The sequence below is a fragment of the Gemmatimonadaceae bacterium genome, from assembly GCA_036273715.1.
Classification (GTDB): Bacteria; Gemmatimonadota; Gemmatimonadetes; order Gemmatimonadales; family Gemmatimonadaceae; genus JADGGM01.
Map to the genome: position 1 here is coordinate 23,116 of DASUHB010000015.1, position 16,225 is coordinate 39,340.

The window sequence follows — 16,225 nt, forward strand, 5'->3', positions numbered from 1 at the left end:
GTGACTCCGCGACGGTGGGCCGTGCTCGCCGTAGCGGCGGTCGCGTCGTTCCTCATCCTGGGACGCGTGATCACCGGCGTCATCGCCGACTATCAATGGTATGCGGCGCTCGGCGCCGCGGCCGTGTGGCGGACGCGGACGCTGACCAATCTGGGGCTGCGCCTGACGTCGGGCGTCTTGGCAGCGGCCTTCGTGTTCGCCAACCTCTACGGCGTGCGCCACAGCGTGGTCTCGCTGGTGCTCCCGCGACGCGTGGCCAACATCGAGATCGGCGAAGAGATTCCGGGCACGTACCTCGTGGCGGCCGCGGCGATTCTCGCCATCTTGTTAGGCGCGCTGCTCACGCTGCCATCGAGTACGTGGATGTCGTGGGTGCTCGCGCACCACGGCATTCCGTTCAACGAAAGCGATCCCTACTTCGAGGCCGATCTCGGCTTTTACGTCTACTGGCTGCCGTTCGAGTCGGCGGTCTATCTCTGGGCGCTGATCGCCGTGATGGTCGTGACCGCGGTCGTGATCTTCCTCTACGCCTTGACGCCGAGTCTGCGCTGGGAGCGCGGATCGTTGTACGTGTCGCACTACGTGCGGCGCCACTTGGTCGTGCTGTGTTGTCTTCTGCTGCTGCTGATGGCGTGGCGCTACCGGCTGGAGGCGTATCGCGTGCTGTTCTCCGGCTCCGGCCCCGACGGGCTCTTCACCTTCACGGATCATCGCGCGGGGATTCCGGTGAGCCTGTGGATGTCTATCGCGACGGTCGCCGCCGCGTTCGTCGTGTTGTTTTTCGGATGGACCGGGCAACTGCGCGTCGCGGTGTCCACGTTAGGCGTACTGCTCGTGGTCGCGTTCGGCGCGCGCGAGATCGCACCCGTCATCGCGCGCCATTTCGCGCCCGTCGCCGATGCGGAGCTGCGCGAACGACCATATCGGCAGGTGCGCGTCGACTACACGCGCCGCGCATACGCGCTCGATCGCATCGAGCGATCGGACTCGCTCGTGTTTCCGTCGGCCGACGACGTCGCCGGCACGGTACCCGTGTGGGACCCGCTGCCGCTCGAGCAGTCGCTGGAGCGCGGCCACGATGTCGAGGGCATCGCCCACGGCGTGGGGTGGTCCGCCACGCCGCTCGGACTCACGGCCGTCGTGGTGACCGGGCCGAGCCAGGAGGGTGAGCTGCTCGATGCTGCGGGCTCGCCCGCAGCGCCCAGGGAAGTTTCGTGGAGCGCGACGCGCGTGCGTGCGAGTCTCGCCGACGACAACGGCGACCCGGTGCTCGGCGCGCCCGGAGCGTCGAGCGCCTCGCGACCGCTGCCGCCGGTGCTCGTATACGACTCGGTGCCCGGCTACGCGCTCGTGCTCGACAGCACGGGCAACATCGCGGCACCGCGGTTGGACAACGGCGTCGATCGCATCGTGCAGGCATGGAGTCAGCAGAATCTGCGGCTGCTCTCGCTCGATCGCCCGGGCGTGCGGGTGCTCACCCGCCGGGGCGTGCAGGACCGGATCGACGCGGTGGCGCCGTTTTTCGTGCAGGGCACATCGGTGCTCCCCGTTGTGGCCGACGACTCGCTCTACTGGACCGTGGCGCTGTACGACGCCAGCGCGGATTATCCGCTCAGCAAGCGGGTCACAGTGGGCGACGATGAGTACGGTCTCGTTAGGCACGCGGCCACGGCGATCGTGAACGCGCACACCGGCCGTGTGTCGCTCCTCGCCGACGTCGCCGTTGGGCCGATCGCGCAGACCTGGATGCGGGAATTTCCGTCGCTGTTCACGTCGCCCGACCGCATGTCGGCCGCGCTGCTCGCGGCGCTGCCGCCCCCCGTGGATGGCGTGCGCATCCAGGCCGATCTGCTGGCGCGATTCGGCTTGAGCGGCGACTCGAGCTGGATGGGGCATCTGCCGTGGAACGGCGGCGCGGATTCCGTGCTGCGGGACGGCAGCGCGCTGCTCTTCGCCACGGGCCGCGGCCGCCTCGGCTGCAGCCAGGCGGTGCTCGATTCCACGGACCGGCTCGCGGGCGCGGTGCTCGGCACCGGTGGACGCAATTCATCGGTGTACTGGATTCCGCTCGACCCGCGCGGGCCGCGCTGGAATTCGGTCCTCGATGAGATGCGGCGAGCGCTCGACAGCACGGCGACCGTTCCGCGCGATGCGCGCATCCGGTTCGGCGAGGTGCGTGTGGTGCCGCTGGCGCATGGCCTGGCGCTGGTGCAGCCGGCCTACGTGTGGAAGGCGGACGTGCCGCCGACGGTCGCCCGCGTGGCGGTGTCGCGCGATACGCTGGTGACCACGGGGCATACCCTGGGCGAGGCGTTAGGCGTGGCGGCGGTAGCGGCGGCGGACACCGTGCCGATCGCGCCCGGCGATTTCCGCGCGCGCGTCCACGAGCTGTACGACCGGATGCACGCGGCGCTGCAGCGCGGGGACTGGGTCGCGTTCGGCCGCGCCTACGACGCGTTGGGCCAACTCCTCCTCAAGCCCGCGCCGTGACGCCGGAACAGGCCGTTACACCCGGCGTCGCGGTCATCGCGTTAGGCGGCAACGCGCTCGCACCGGCGGGCGAGCGCTCGACCATCCACGACCAGTTCCGCCACACGCGGGAGAGCCTCGGCGCCATCGTCGATCTGGCGCTCGACGGTTGGAAGCTGTGCGTCGTGCACGGCAACGGCCCGCAGGTGGGCGACGAGCTGATGCGCAACGAAGCGGCGCGGGCGGAGATCGACCCGCTTCCGTTAGGCGTCCTCGTCGCCGCGACGGCGGGCTGGATCGGCTACATGATCCAGCAGTCGCTGGAGAACGCGCTCCGCCGCGCCGGCGCCGACCGCGCCGTGGCAACCGTCATCACCCAGGTGCAGGTCGCGCCCGACGATCCGGCGCTCACCGCGCCCACCAAGTTCATCGGCCACGCACTCGACGAGGAACGCGCACGCCGCCTCGCCCATGCCGGCGTCGCTGTCAAGCAGGATGCGCGCGGGCACTGGCGGCGCGTCGTGGGCAGTCCACGGCCGCTCGCGATTCACGAGATCGGTGTCATCGCCCGACTGGTCGAGTCCGGCACGATCGTCGTCGCGTGCGGCGGCGGCGGCGCACCCATTTATCCGGACCGCGTGCTCGGATGGGAAGGCGTGGATGCGGTGATCGACAAGGATCTCGCCGCCGCCGTGCTTGCGCGCGATCTCGGCGCCAGCTTGCTGCTCATCCTAACGGACGTCGACGCCGTGTATGCGGACTTCGGCACGCCCGCGCAGCGCGCGCTGCGAACGCTGTCGATCGCCGAAGCCGACGCACTCGATCGCGCCGGCGCGTTCGGCGAAGGCAGCATGGCGCCCAAGGTGCGCGCCGCGATGGATTTCGTGCGACGAACCGGAGGGCGCGCTATCATTACGGAGCTCAGTCGCGGACGCGAAGCGGTACGCGGCGAGGCAGGAACGACGATCACATTGGAGAGTCCGTGAACATTCACGAATACCAGGCCAAAGACATTTTCCGCCGCTACGGAATTCCCGTTCCGCCCGGCGATGTGGCAACGACACCCGATGAGGCCGAGCGTATTGCGCGCGCATACGGCACCGGCGTCGTCGTGAAAGCGCAAGTGCACGCCGGTGGCCGAGGCAAGGCAGGGGGCGTCAAGCTCGCGAAAACGCCCGCCGATGCACGCGCCGCGGCGCAGCAGATCATCGGCATGCAGATCAAGGGACTCACCGTGCCCAAGGTGCTGGTCACGCCGGCCGCCGACATCGCGAGCGAAGCCTACGCCGGCGTGATCGTGGATCGCGGATCGAAGCGCGCGGTGTTCATGGTGAGCCCCGCCGGCGGCATCGAGATCGAAGAAGTTGCCGCCACGATGCCCGACAAGATCATGCGGCTCGCCGTGGATCCTCGCTATGGACTGCTGCCGTTCGAAGCGACGCGGCTCGGTTTCTTCCTCTACAAGAATGCGAGGCTGGCGCGCGACGCATCGAAGATTCTGCGCCAGCTCTGGCAGGCGTTCACCGGAAGCGGGGGATCGCTGGCCGAGATCAATCCGTTAGCCGTGACCACCGGCGGCGACTTGCTCGCGCTCGATGCGAAGATGGTGATCGACGACAACGAGCTCGATCGGCGTCCCGACATCGCGGCGCTGCGCGACGAAACCGCCGAGAATCCCAGCGAGCTCGCGGCGCGGCGCGCGAACCTCACGTTCATCAAGTTGGATGGCAACGTGGGCTGCGTCGTGAACGGCGCCGGACTCGCCATGGCGACGATGGATCTCGTCAAATACTACGGCGGCGAGCCCGCGAACTTCCTCGACATCGGCGGGTCGTCCAACCCCGAGAAAGTAATCAACGCGCTCAAGATCATCACGCGCGATCCGAACGTGAAAGCGATCCTGTTCAACATCTTCGGCGGCATCACACGCACGGACGACGTGGCGAACGGTATCGTCGCCGCGACGCGCGATGCGCCGCTCAACGTACCGATGGTGATTCGCCTAACAGGCACCAACGAGGAAATCGCCGTACAGATCCTGCAGGAGCACGGATTCAGCGCGATGACCGACATGGACGAAGCCGTGCAGAAAGCCGTACGGTTGGCGACGGGAGGGAAGGCGGCGTGAGCATTTTCATCGATCGAAACACGAAGCTGGTGGTGCAGGGCATCACCGGCCGCGACGGTTCATTCCACGCAAAGCAGATGCTCGAGTACGGCACCTGCGTCGTGGCCGGCGTCACGCCGGGCAAGGGCGGCCAAACGTTCGAGAACAGCGTGCCGGTGTTCGACACCGTGGCCGATGCGGTCGCCGCCACGGGCGCGAATACGTCGGTGATCTACGTGCCGCCGCCGTTCGCCGCCGACGCCATGATGGAAGCCGCCGATTCCGGCATCTCGCTCATCGTCTGCATCACCGAGGGCGTGCCGGTGTTGGACATGACGCGGGTGTATCCCTACGTGCAGGATCGCAAGGCGCGACTGATCGGGCCTAACTGTCCCGGACTCATCACGCCCGGCATGAGCAAGGTCGGAATCATACCCGGTCGCATCTGCACGCCGGGACACGTCGGCGTCGTGAGCCGGTCGGGCACGCTCACCTACGAAGTCGTGTACCAACTCACGCGCGCGGGGATCGGGCAGAGCACGTGCGTCGGTATCGGCGGCGATCCGATCAACGGGACGAGCTTCATCGACTGCCTCCAGGCGTTCGAGGCGGATCCCGACACGAGAGCCGTCGCGATGATGGGTGAGATCGGCGGCACCGATGAGCAGCAGGCGGCGGAGTTCGTGCGTGCGCACATGTCCAAACCGGTGGTCGGATTCATCGCCGGACAGACCGCACCGCCGGGACGTCGCATGGGACACGCCGGCGCAATCATTTCCGGTTCGGCAGGAACGGCAGCGGAGAAGGTGGAGGCATTCAAGTCCGCGGGGATGGGCGTGGCCCAACGGCCCGTGGACTTCGTTCCGCTGCTCAAAGAACGGCTGTGAAGCTTTCGGATCTCGTCCGCGTCGAGCGTGTGGTGACGCCTCTCGATGCAACAACGCTCGAGGCGGCGGCGTTGGTGCTCGTCGAGCGCATCACCGGCGCCGGCGTGGTCGACGATCCGGCAAAGCTGCGCAGTCGCGTCGAGGAAGGGCGCGGCGAAGACATCGTGATGCTCGGGGATCGCGCGTTCCTGACGCACTACCGTACCGATGCCGTGCTCGAGCTCGTCGTCGCCGTCGGCGTCGCTGCGTCGCCGATTCCGCGCGACGCGCAGGACGCCGAGTCGCAGCAGGCGCGGCTGATCGTGCTCATCGTCGCTCCGCCGCGCCAAGCCGCGCGCTATCTCCAAGTGCTCGGCGCGTTCTCGCGGTTGTTGTCGCGAGCCGACGTCGTCGAAGCGTGGCTCGCCGCCCAGACGCCCGCGGAGATCGCCGGCCTGGCTGCGTTAGGCGAGATCGAAATCACACCGCACCTCGCGGTCCGCGACGTGATGACCATCCGGCCGCACACCACGCGTCCGGAAGTCGTCCTGCGCGACGCGGCGCGCGAAATGGTGCGGGCGGGCGTCGGCGGACTGCCGGTGGTCGATGCCGATGGGATGCTGGTCGGGATGCTGAGCGAGCGCGAGCTCATGCGGCACATGCTGGTCAACGCCGCATTCTTCGGCGGCGGCCGCGGCGCGCACGGCGAATCGGTGCGACACGCCGGCGGCGCGGATCATACGCGGCGCACGGTGCGCGACGTGATGACGCGCCAGGTGCTCTGCGTGTCGCCCGATCAACCGTTAGCCGAAGTCGCTTCGGTGATGTCCAACAAAGACGTCGAACGCGTGCCCGTGGTGCGGGACGGCCGCCTGGTCGGCTTCCTCACGCGCGGCGACATCGTTCGCAAACTCATAGGATCGTGATGCCATGGCTGGGACGCGTACGCTGACGATCATCAAGCCTGACGCCTTCGGCGCGGGGAAGACGGGAAAGATCATTGCCCATCTGGAAGCAGCCGGCTTCAAGATTCGCGCGGCGCGCGTGCTGCACCTCACGCAAGCGCAAGCCGAGGCGTTCTACGCGGTCCATCGCGAGCGGCCGTTTTTCGCGCCGCTCGTGCGGTTCATGACGTCAGGCCTGTGCATGCCGATGGTGCTCCAGCGCGCGGACGCCGTTGCCATGCTGCGCTCGGCGATCGGTGCGACCGATCCCGCCGAAGCGGCCGCCGGCACCGTGCGCAAGCTTTACGCGGAGTCCAAGGAGCGGAACGCGATCCACGCATCCGACTCCGACGAGAATGCGGAGCGGGAGGCGGCGTTCTTTTTCGCCGAGGCGGATCGCATCTAGGCGCGCGCTTCGGCGCGGCGGTGCTTGCTTGGACTGAAAAAGGCTCATAAGGATAACAAAAGGGAAACTAAGGATAACGAAAATGATCGTTCTACGCGGAGTGGGAGCGCGGCAGCTCAATGGAAAGGCCGCTGTTTGTTTTCCACAAAAAGACAGGAAATTTATCCGTTAGGCGACGCGCCTGCCCGCCAGGCGGAAGGATCACTTTCGTTATCCTTGGTTTCCCTTTCGCTATCCTTATCAACCGCTTCAGTCCGGGCCAGCTACGCGCAAATTGACAGGACGCGCACCACACTCAGCCGCCTTGCTCCGACTCTCATCTCCAAGTACATTCATGGGTTATGCTGTGCTACGACATTCGCGAGGTGGAGCGGCAAGCCGTCCGCGTCGACGGGGACTTGGAGCTGGACGACCCGATCTGGACCGAGGGTGACGTGCGACCCGCTACGCCAGCCCACGCCACCGGCCGTTTGTCCCGCGCCGGGACTGGGCGCTACTACTGGAGCGGTCGCATCGAAGCCCGGGCAGTCACAGCCTGCCGGCGCTGTCTGAAGGATGTCTCCAGCTCCGTGTCAGAAGAGGTCCACGTCCTGTTCGTCGAACCAGGCGATGAAGTGGCCGACGATCCAGACACGTATCGCATTCCGCCGCATGCCCAGAACATCGACCTTCGCCCAGCGGTTCGCGAGCAGTGGATGCTCGCCGCGCCGGAGTACGTCCTCTGCCGCGACGATTGCCGCGGCCTGTGCGCCCGGTGCGGAGCCGATCTCAATGCAGCGCCGTGCTCGTGTCCGCCGGACACTGACTCACGCTGGACCGCGCTCGCCGCGGCCCGCCGGGCCTCGCCCTGAGCTCATCTCTTACCCTTTCGGTTGATCTCCCATGGCCGTCCCCAAGCGACGTACATCGAAGCGGAAAAAGCGCGCGCGTAACACGCACAAGGCAGCTGCTCCGATTGCGCTCCAGGCGTGTCCGCGCTGCCAGAGCATGAAGCGCCCGCACCATGTCTGTCCCGAGTGCGGTTACTACGCCGGCGAGCAGCGGGTCGAGGCCAGGGAAGCATAGCGTTGGCACGCATCGCGTTGGATGCGATGGGCGGCGATCGCGCCCCCGAAGCGCCGATCGCCGGCGCCCTGCTCGCACTGGCCGAGCTCGACGGCGCACACTCGATTCAACTCGTCGGCCGCACCGATGACGTCGCGGCGGAGTTGAACAAACAGCTCGGCGCCGCGACGTCGCTGCCATCGGGACTTCGCGATCGCATCACGATCGTCGAGGCGGCCGATGTCATCGAGATGTCCGAAAAGCCGACCGCGGCCATTCGTTCCAAGCCGAACAGCTCGATGGCCGTTGGCCTCAAGCTGCACGCGACGGGCAAGGCGGATGCCTTCGTCTCCGCCGGCAACACCGGCGCGCAGATGGCGGCATCGGTGTTTCTGCTCAAGCTCCACGCGGGCCTAACGAGACCGGCCATCGCCACCACCTTTCCGACCCAGCGCAATCCCGTCGTCGTCCTCGACGCCGGCGCCAACGTCGACTGCTCGGCCGAAGAACTGGTGCAGTTCGCACGGTTAGGCGCCGTGTACGCCGAAGACATCCTCGATCGCGCCAATCCCGCGGTGGGATTGCTGAGCATCGGCGAAGAGCCGGAAAAGGGCAATGCCGCCGTCAAGGATGCGCACAAGCTGCTCGAGGCGACGGACCTCAACTTCGCCGGCAACGTCGAAGGCCGCGACATTCTCACCGGCGGCAGCAGCCGCGGCTCGATCGATGTCGTCGTCTGCGACGGCTTCGTCGGCAACGTCGTGCTCAAGTTCTACGAGTCGGTGCCGGGCATGATCATGTCGATGATGACCAAGGGCGGCGTGCCGAAGGATGTCCTGGCCAAGATCTTCAAGGGCTTCGACTACTCCGACTACGGCGGCGCGCCGCTGTTAGGCGTGAAGGGCGTGAGCATCATCTCGCACGGCAGCTCCTCGCCGCGCGCCATCAAGAATGCGATCGGGGTCGCTCTGCGCGCCGTGGAGCGCCGCATGGTCGAGCACATCGGCCGCCGGCTCGACGCCAGCGCGGTGCCCCAATCATGACGCGGCCCCTCGTCGAAATCGCCGCCATCGGGCACTTCGCGCCCGAGCGCATTCTGCGCAACCACGAGTTTGCCGCCATGGGACTCGAGACGAGCCACGAGTGGATCGTCGAACGCACCGGCATCTGCGAGCGCCACATCGCCGGGCCCAACGACAGCACCGCGAGCATGGCGGCGAACGCGTCGCGCATGGCCATGGAGCGCGCAGGCGTCGGCGCATCGGAGCTCGATACCATCATCCTCTCGACGGCAACGCCCGACCGCCTCCTGCCCGCGACAGCCGTCGACCTGCAGGCGGAGCTCGCGGCCGACCGGGCCGCGGCCTTCGACATCGGCGCCGCCTGTTCGGGGTTCCTCTACGGCCTAACGGTCGCCGAAGGGCTCATCTCCGCCGGCAGCGCCCAGACCGTGCTCGTCGCCGCCTCGGAAAAGATGAGCGCCATTCTCGACTGGACCGACCGTAGCACCTGCGTGCTCTTCGGCGATGCGGCCGGCGCAGCCGTCGTGCGGCCGGCGCGCAACGGCAAAGGCATCCTGTCGACGTTCATGCGCTCCGACGGCCGGCTCGCCGATCTGCTCTACCGCCCGCACGGCGGCGCCAGCGTCCCCATGTCGGCCGAGGTGCTCGCCCAACGGACGCACCTCGTGAAGATGTCGGGACGCGAAACGTTCAAGCACGCCGTGCGCATGATGTGCGAAGCAGCCGATCGCGCCCTCGAGAACGCCCACCTGGATGCCTCGAGCATCGACCTCATGGTGCCGCACCAGGCCAACGTCCGGATCATCGAAGCGACGGCCAAACACGCCGGCATCCCGATGGACAAGGTGTTCGTGAACGTCGGCCGCTACGGCAACACGTCGTCGGCGTCGATCCCGATTTCGCTCGACGAAGCGATCACCGCGGGACGCATCCGCGAGGGGATGACGGTGCTGCTCGTCGCGTTCGGCGCCGGATTCACGTGGGGTTCGATGGTCATCCGGTTCTAACCGGCGCCGCACGCACATGGACTTGATTCTGCTCTTCCCCGGCCAGGGATCTCAGAAGCCGGGCATGGGGAAGGACCTCGCCGACGCCTTCCCCGCGGCGCGCGCCGTGTTCGATGAGGCGGACCGCTCGTTGGGCATCCCGCTGTCGAAGCTGTGCTTCGAGGGACCCGACGATCAACTCACATCCACGCAGAATGCCCAACCGGCGCTGCTGGCGCACGGCGCGGCAGCGTGGGCGCTGATTCGGGAGCGCGCAGCGCCGCACGTCCGTGCCGCCGCCGGACACTCGTTGGGCGAATTCACCGCCTATCACGCCGCCGCTTCGCTCTCGCTCGCCAACGCACTGCGCATCGTCCGTACACGCGGCGAGCTCATGTTCAAGAGCGGCGTCGAGCGGCCCGGCGCCATGGCCGCAATCCTCGGACTCGGCGAGCACGACGTGGAACGCGTGTGCAGCACGGTGTGCGCCGAAGGCGGCGTCGTGGTGCCAGCCAACTACAACACGCCCGAACAGCTCGTCATCTCCGGCGAGATCGACGCCGTAGAACGCGCGATGGCGCTCGCGAAAGACGCCGGAGCCAAGCGCGCCATTCGCCTCAAGGTGAGCGGCGCATTCCATTCGCCGCTCATGGAAGTTGCCGCCGCCGGACTCGAGCGTGCGCTCGATGGCGCCGCCATGCGCGCGCCTTCCTTTCCCGTCTCATCCAACGTCAGCGCAGACCCCGTGTGCGACGCCGCGGCGGCCAAGGCGCTCCTCGTGCAACAGCTGACGTCTCCCGTGCGTTGGACCGCGCTCGTGCAACGATTGGCGGCCGATCATCCCGGCGCCGTGTTCCTGGAGCTCGGACCGGGCACGGTGCTCTCGAACCTCGTGAAGCGAATCGTGCCTGGCGCGGAAACGCTGCCGTGCGGCACGGTCGCCGATGTGAACGCACTCCTCGAGCGACTCGCATGATCAGCATCGACCTCACCGGGCGGACGGCACTCGTCACCGGCGGCACGCGCGGCATCGGCCTCGAGATCGCGACGTCGCTCGCGCGCGCGGGCGCAGCCGTCGCGATCGCCGGACGCGATGCGGATCGCGCCGCGCAGGCCGCGGCAGCGATCGGCACCGGCACCCATGGATTCGCCGCCGATCTCGGCCAGCCAGGCGATGCCCAACGATTGGTGGAGCAGGCAGAACACGCGTTGGGCTCGTTGGACATCCTCGTCAACAACGCCGGCCTCACGCGCGACAACGTGCTCGTGCGGCTCAAAGACGAAGACTGGGATGCGGTGATCGACACCAACCTTCGCGGCGCGTTCGCCGCCACCCGCGCCGCGGCGCGCGGCATGATGAAGCGCCGCTGGGGGCGCATCATCAACATCACCAGCGTGGTCGGCATTACCGGAAACAAAGGGCAGGCCAACTACGCCGCGAGCAAGGCGGGTCTCATCGGTTTGACGAAGTCGGTCGCCAAAGAGCTCGCCTCACGCAACGTGCTGGCCAACGCCATTGCACCGGGATTCATCGACACCGACATGACGAAGGCGCTCACGCCGGATGCGCGTGAGCAGTTGTCCGCCCAGATTCCACTGGGCCGGCTCGGCACACCGGCCGACATCGCGGGACTCGTCGCGTTCCTCGCATCGGAGCATGCGTCGTACATCACGGGACACGTGTTCGTGGTGGACGGCGGCATGGTCATGTAGCTTTCCGTACCGTTTGGCGACGCGTAAATTGCACCTCAACCACACCCAATTGAGGACCACGTCCATGGCGGATCTCGAGGAGAAGGTCAAGGAAATCATCGCCAAGGAGCTCGGCGTCGAGCGCGAAAAGCTCACCAACGACGCGAGCTTCATGGAGGATCTGGGGGCGGACAGCCTGGATACGGTCGAGCTGGTGATGGAGTTCGAGAAGGAGTTCAACATCGACATTCCCGACGAAGATGCGGAGAAGTTGCGGACCGTTGGCGATGCGATGAACTACCTCAAGACCAAGGTCAAGGAGTAGTGGCGAAGCGGAGGGTCGTCGTCACCGGCCTAGGGGCCGTGACGCCCGTCGGCAACGACGTGGCGACGACGTGGCGCGCCCTCCTCGATGGAAAATCGGGCGCGGGACCGATCACCAAGTTCGATCCCGAGCGCTTTGCGGTGCGGTTCGCGTGCGAGGTCAAGAATTTCGATCCGCTGCAGTACATGGATCGCAAGGAGGTGAAGCGGTCCGATCTCTTCACGCAGTACGCGGTAGCCGCTGCCGCGCAGGCGATGCACGACGCCGGGTTGGACAACGGGGCGCAGTACGATCCCGATCGGTTAGGCGTGATCATTGCCAGCGGCATCGGCGGCCTCAAGACGTTCGAAGAGCAGCACGACAACTTCCGCGAGCGCGGTCCCGACAAGGTATCCGCGTTCTTCATCCCGATGTTCATCTCGGACATCGCCGCGGGCATTGTGAGCATGCAGTTCAACGCGCGCGGGCCGAACTACGCGACGGTGTCGGCGTGCGCATCGAGCGCGCACGCGGTCGGCGAAGCGTTCCGCACCATTCAATACGGCGACGCCGACCTCATGATCGCCGGCGGCGCCGAGGCCACCGTCTCGCCGATGGCGATCAGCGGCTTCGCGAACATGAAGGCGCTGTCCGAACGCAACGATGAGCCGGAGACCGCGTCGCGCCCGTTTGACGCGACGCGCGACGGTTTCGTGATGGGCGAAGGGTCGGCGGCGGTGGTGCTCGAAGAATTGGAGCATGCCAGGAAGCGCGGCGCCCGCATCCACGCCGAGATCGTCGGCTACGGGGCGACCGCGGACGCGTACCATCTCACGGCGCCATCGCCTAACGGCGAAGGCGCGCAGCGCGCCATGCGCCGCGCGCTGCACGACGCGTCGCTCACGCCGGAGGAGGTGCGCTACGTCAACGCGCACGGCACATCCACGCCGGCCAACGATCTCAACGAAACACGGGCCATCAAGGCCGTGTTCGACGAAGCGGTGCAGGGACTCAACGTGAGCTCCACCAAGTCCTGCACCGGCCACATGCTCGGCGCCGCGGGCGCGGTCGAATTCGTCGCCAGTGCCCTCACGGTGCGCGATGGGCGGATTCCGCCCACCATCAACTACCGGACGCCGGATCCCGAGTGCGATCTGGATTACACGCCTAACACGGCGATCGAGCGCGACGTCTCCGCCGCGCTGTCCAACAGCTTCGGGTTCGGCGGACACAACGTCACGCTGGCTGTGAAGCGCTTCGAAGACTGACGCATGGCGCTGTCGCCGGTTCCCGAGATAGACCCCCATCGCATGGGCGATCCCGCCCTGCGCCCGATTGCCGCGAAGGTCGCGGCCGGCGAACGCCTGTCGGCCGGCGACGGCGCGACGCTGTTCCGGTCGCCCGATCTGTTAGGCGTCGGCCTGCTCGCCGATGCCGCCAACCGCGCGATCCACGGCAAGCGCGTCTACTTCGCCGCCAATCAGCACATCAACCCGACCAACGTCTGCATCCTGCGCAAGACGTGCGTCTTCTGCTCGTACGCACGGCTGCCCAAGGAGAGCGGCGCCTACCGGTACACCATGGAACAGGTGTACGCGGAAGCCGCCGCCAATCCGTACGTGCGCGAGTTCCATATCGTCGGCGGCCTCGACATGCAGGCCGGCCTCGAGTACTACCGCGAGATGTTCCAGGGACTCAAGGAGCGCCATCCGCAGGTCCACATCAAGGCGCTCACCGCGGTCGAGATCGCGCACATTGCGCGCATCGAGAAGATGTCCATCAAGCAGGTCCTCACCGAGTTGCGCGACGCCGGCCTCGACACCCTGCCGGGTGGCGGCGCCGAAGTGTTCTCGAAGGGCGTCCGCGCGACCATCGCCGACCGCAAGCTCGCTGCCGAAGACTGGATCAACGTGCACCGCATCGCCCACGCGCTCGGCATCCGGTCCAACGCGACGATGCTCTATGGCCACGTGGAAACGATCGAGGACCGCATGGAGCACCTGCAGATGCTCCGCGACCTGCAGGATGAGACCGGCGGATTCCTCACCTACATTCCGCTCGCCTACCACCCGGACCACAACGAGCTCGGCGTTACGTTAGGCCGCACGGGCACGGCGACGAGCGGCCACGATGACCTGCGCAACCTCGCCGTCGCGCGGTTGTTCCTCGACAACTTCGCGCACGTCAAAACGCACTGGATCATGGTCACGCAGTTCATCTCGCAGATCGCGCTGAACTTCGGGGTGAACGATCTCGAGGGCACGGTGGTCCGCGAAAAGATCTATCACGAGGCCGGCGCCCACACGCCACAGGGCCTCGCCCTCGACGACGTGCTCAAGTTGATCCGTGGCGCCGGCCGCATCCCGGTCGAACGCGACTCGCTCTACAACGTGATCCGGACCTTCGAGCCGGACGCCGCGGCCGCCTAACGTGCGCATCGGCCGCATCCCGTACATCAACTGCTATCCCGTGTACGGCGCCATCGACCGCGGCGTCGTCTCCGTCGCAGCGACGCTCGTGGACGGCGTGCCAAGCGAGCTCAACCGGCGTATGGCGGCCAACGAGCTCGAGGTGAGCGTCATCTCGGCCGTCGCCTACGCGCGCGATGCCGCCCGCTATCTCCTGCTCCCCGACCTCGGCATCACATCCGATGGCGCCGTGCGCAGCGTCCTGTTGTTCTCGCGCGTGCCGGCGCCAGAGCTCGGCGGCAAGCGCGTGCTGCTCTCGCGCAGCTCCATGACCAGCGTGGCGCTGCTACGCCTCCTCTTCGCCAACGTGTGGCATTCCTCGCCCGAGTTCGCCGCGGGCGACGCCGAGCTCACGAACGTGGCGCAGTTCGCCAATGAGCACCATGACGCACGGCTCGTGATCGGCGACGCCGCTCTCCTCCTCAACGCCGCGCGTCTGGGCGCCGCCCCAAATGCGGTAGACCATGGCGCTCCCTACCCGTACGCGTATGACCTGGGCGCCGAGTGGAAGCGATGGACGGGACTGCCGTTCGTGTTCGCCGTGTGGGTTGCCCAGCGCTCGGCGCCGGTGCGCGAAGCTCTCGACGTGCATGCGCGCCTCATCGAATCGCGCGACTGGGGACTGAGCCATCTCGACCAGCTCGCTGCCCAGGCGTCTCGCGCCAGCGGCGTCGCATTGCACACCTGCGCCGAGTACCTTTCCGGACTGGACTATCGGCTGTCGTACGCGCACCTGGCCGGCCTCACCGATTTTTTCAGACGGCTTGCCGCGGTCGGCGAAGTCCCCGATGGATCGCTCGCCTTTCTTCCCGCCTGACGACTATGCGTGATCTCCTCGAGTTCTACACGAACGCGCCGTTGCTCGAGCTGGGGCTCGAGGCCGATCGCGTGCGCCAGGAGAAGCACCCGCACGGCATCGTCACCTACATCGTGGATCGCAACATCAATTACACGAACGTGTGCGTGGCCGATTGCGGCTTCTGCGCGTTCTATCGCCGGCCAAAGCACGGCGAGGGCTACACACTCTCGTACGAACAGATCGGCGCAAAAATCGATGAAGCCAAAGCGCTCGGCGCCGTTCAGATTCTGATGCAGGGGGGACATAACCCATACATCCCCTTCGAGTGGTATCTCGAGCTGCTCAAGTACATTAAGAGGTACCATCCGATTCATATCCACGGATTCAGCCCGAGCGAAGTCGACTTTTTCGCGAAGCTGTTCCGCATGGATGCACGTGAAGTGATACGTGAGCTCATCAAGGCCGGGCTCAATTCCATTCCCGGCGGCGGCGGCGAGATCCTCGTCCAGCGCGTGCGCGACATCGTCGCGAAAAAGAAAGCGGGCGCGGATCGCTGGCTCGAGATCATGGAGATCGCGCACGAGGAAGGCATGAAGACCAGCGTGACGATGATGTACGGCATCGGCGAGACGCTGGCCGAGCGGTTGGAGCATCTGCAGCGCGTGCGGGATCTCCAGGCGCGCACGCACGGGTTCACGGCGTTCATCTGCTGGCCGCTGCAGCCCGAAAACACGCCCAAGATGTCGCACCAGCCCAAGACCGACGCCACCGATTATCTGCGCACGACGGCCATCGCGCGCATCACGCTCGACAATGTGCCTAACTTGCAGGCCAGCTGGGTCACGATGGGCATGAAGGTCGGACAGGTGGCGCTGCGGTTCGGCTGCAACGACTTCGGATCGCTCATGATCGAGGAAAACGTGGTGTCGGCGGCGAACACGACGTTCCGCACCACGACCGACGAGATGGAGCGGCTCATCCGCGACGCCGGGTTCACGGCCGCGCGCCGACGACAGGACTACTCGATCATCGCGCCGGCGGCGACGCCAGAGTCCGCGACGGTGGCGGCGTAGCGCTTGCCGCGCGCCGGACGCCGAGCCGGTGCGATGCATCCACTT

At 66.8% G+C, this 16,225-nt stretch carries 17 protein-coding genes; all 17 read left to right on the top strand.

The window, feature by feature from the left end:
• Positions 1-2,490 (top strand): UPF0182 family protein, encoded by a 2,490-nt coding sequence (locus VFW04_02795; GenBank protein HEX5178235.1) that lies wholly within the window; start codon positions 1-3, stop codon positions 2,488-2,490.
• Positions 2,487-3,455, top strand: a complete 969-nt coding sequence (locus VFW04_02800) for a carbamate kinase (GenBank protein HEX5178236.1) — start codon at positions 2,487-2,489, stop codon at positions 3,453-3,455. The genes VFW04_02795 and VFW04_02800 overlap by 4 nt, the downstream gene beginning before the upstream one ends.
• Entirely contained in the window at positions 3,452-4,597 is a 1,146-nt protein-coding gene (sucC, locus tag VFW04_02805; GenBank protein ID HEX5178237.1) for an ADP-forming succinate--CoA ligase subunit beta, read from the top strand. The genes VFW04_02800 and sucC overlap by 4 nt, the downstream gene beginning before the upstream one ends.
• Positions 4,594-5,463 carry a succinate--CoA ligase subunit alpha gene (gene sucD / locus VFW04_02810; protein HEX5178238.1) on the top strand — a complete coding sequence of 290 codons (870 nt, stop codon included), beginning with the start codon at positions 4,594-4,596 and terminating at the stop codon, positions 5,461-5,463. Before sucC ends, sucD begins: the two co-directional genes overlap by 4 nt.
• A complete protein-coding gene (locus VFW04_02815; GenBank protein ID HEX5178239.1) occupies positions 5,460-6,368 on the top strand; it encodes a CBS domain-containing protein in 909 nt (302 codons plus the stop codon). The genes sucD and VFW04_02815 overlap by 4 nt, the downstream gene beginning before the upstream one ends.
• 4 nt (positions 6,369-6,372) lie before the next feature.
• A complete protein-coding gene (ndk, locus tag VFW04_02820; protein ID HEX5178240.1) occupies positions 6,373-6,792 on the top strand; it encodes a nucleoside-diphosphate kinase in 420 nt (139 codons plus the stop codon).
• A gap of 341 nt (positions 6,793-7,133) precedes the next feature.
• The gene (locus VFW04_02825; protein ID HEX5178241.1) at positions 7,134-7,643 is read left to right on the top strand and encodes a DUF177 domain-containing protein; all 510 of its coding nucleotides are present in this window, start codon (positions 7,134-7,136) and stop codon (positions 7,641-7,643) included.
• Between the two features lie 31 nt (positions 7,644-7,674).
• Positions 7,675-7,857 (top strand): 50S ribosomal protein L32, encoded by a 183-nt coding sequence (gene rpmF / locus VFW04_02830; GenBank protein ID HEX5178242.1) that lies wholly within the window; start codon positions 7,675-7,677, stop codon positions 7,855-7,857.
• A gap of 2 nt (positions 7,858-7,859) precedes the next feature.
• Positions 7,860-8,879, top strand: a complete 1,020-nt coding sequence (gene plsX, locus VFW04_02835; protein HEX5178243.1) for a phosphate acyltransferase PlsX — start codon at positions 7,860-7,862, stop codon at positions 8,877-8,879.
• A complete protein-coding gene (locus tag VFW04_02840) occupies positions 8,876-9,865 on the top strand; it encodes a beta-ketoacyl-ACP synthase III (GenBank protein HEX5178244.1) in 990 nt (329 codons plus the stop codon). The genes plsX and VFW04_02840 overlap by 4 nt, the downstream gene beginning before the upstream one ends.
• Before the next feature lie 16 nt (positions 9,866-9,881).
• The gene (gene fabD, locus VFW04_02845) at positions 9,882-10,820 is read left to right on the top strand and encodes an ACP S-malonyltransferase (protein ID HEX5178245.1); all 939 of its coding nucleotides are present in this window, start codon (positions 9,882-9,884) and stop codon (positions 10,818-10,820) included.
• Positions 10,817-11,557 (top strand): 3-oxoacyl-[acyl-carrier-protein] reductase, encoded by a 741-nt coding sequence (fabG, locus tag VFW04_02850; protein HEX5178246.1) that lies wholly within the window; start codon positions 10,817-10,819, stop codon positions 11,555-11,557. Before fabD ends, fabG begins: the two co-directional genes overlap by 4 nt.
• A gap of 64 nt (positions 11,558-11,621) precedes the next feature.
• The gene (locus VFW04_02855) at positions 11,622-11,861 is read left to right on the top strand and encodes an acyl carrier protein (protein HEX5178247.1); all 240 of its coding nucleotides are present in this window, start codon (positions 11,622-11,624) and stop codon (positions 11,859-11,861) included.
• Positions 11,861-13,108, top strand: a complete 1,248-nt coding sequence (gene fabF / locus VFW04_02860; GenBank protein HEX5178248.1) for a beta-ketoacyl-ACP synthase II — start codon at positions 11,861-11,863, stop codon at positions 13,106-13,108. Before VFW04_02855 ends, fabF begins: the two co-directional genes overlap by 1 nt.
• Before the next feature lie 3 nt (positions 13,109-13,111).
• Positions 13,112-14,269 (top strand): aminofutalosine synthase MqnE, encoded by a 1,158-nt coding sequence (gene mqnE / locus VFW04_02865; protein ID HEX5178249.1) that lies wholly within the window; start codon positions 13,112-13,114, stop codon positions 14,267-14,269.
• Between the two features lies 1 nt (position 14,270).
• A complete protein-coding gene (locus VFW04_02870; protein HEX5178250.1) occupies positions 14,271-15,125 on the top strand; it encodes a menaquinone biosynthesis protein in 855 nt (284 codons plus the stop codon).
• 5 nt (positions 15,126-15,130) lie between these two features.
• Positions 15,131-16,180 (top strand): cyclic dehypoxanthinyl futalosine synthase, encoded by a 1,050-nt coding sequence (gene mqnC, locus VFW04_02875; protein HEX5178251.1) that lies wholly within the window; start codon positions 15,131-15,133, stop codon positions 16,178-16,180.
• Positions 16,181-16,225: the final 45 nt, after the last annotated feature.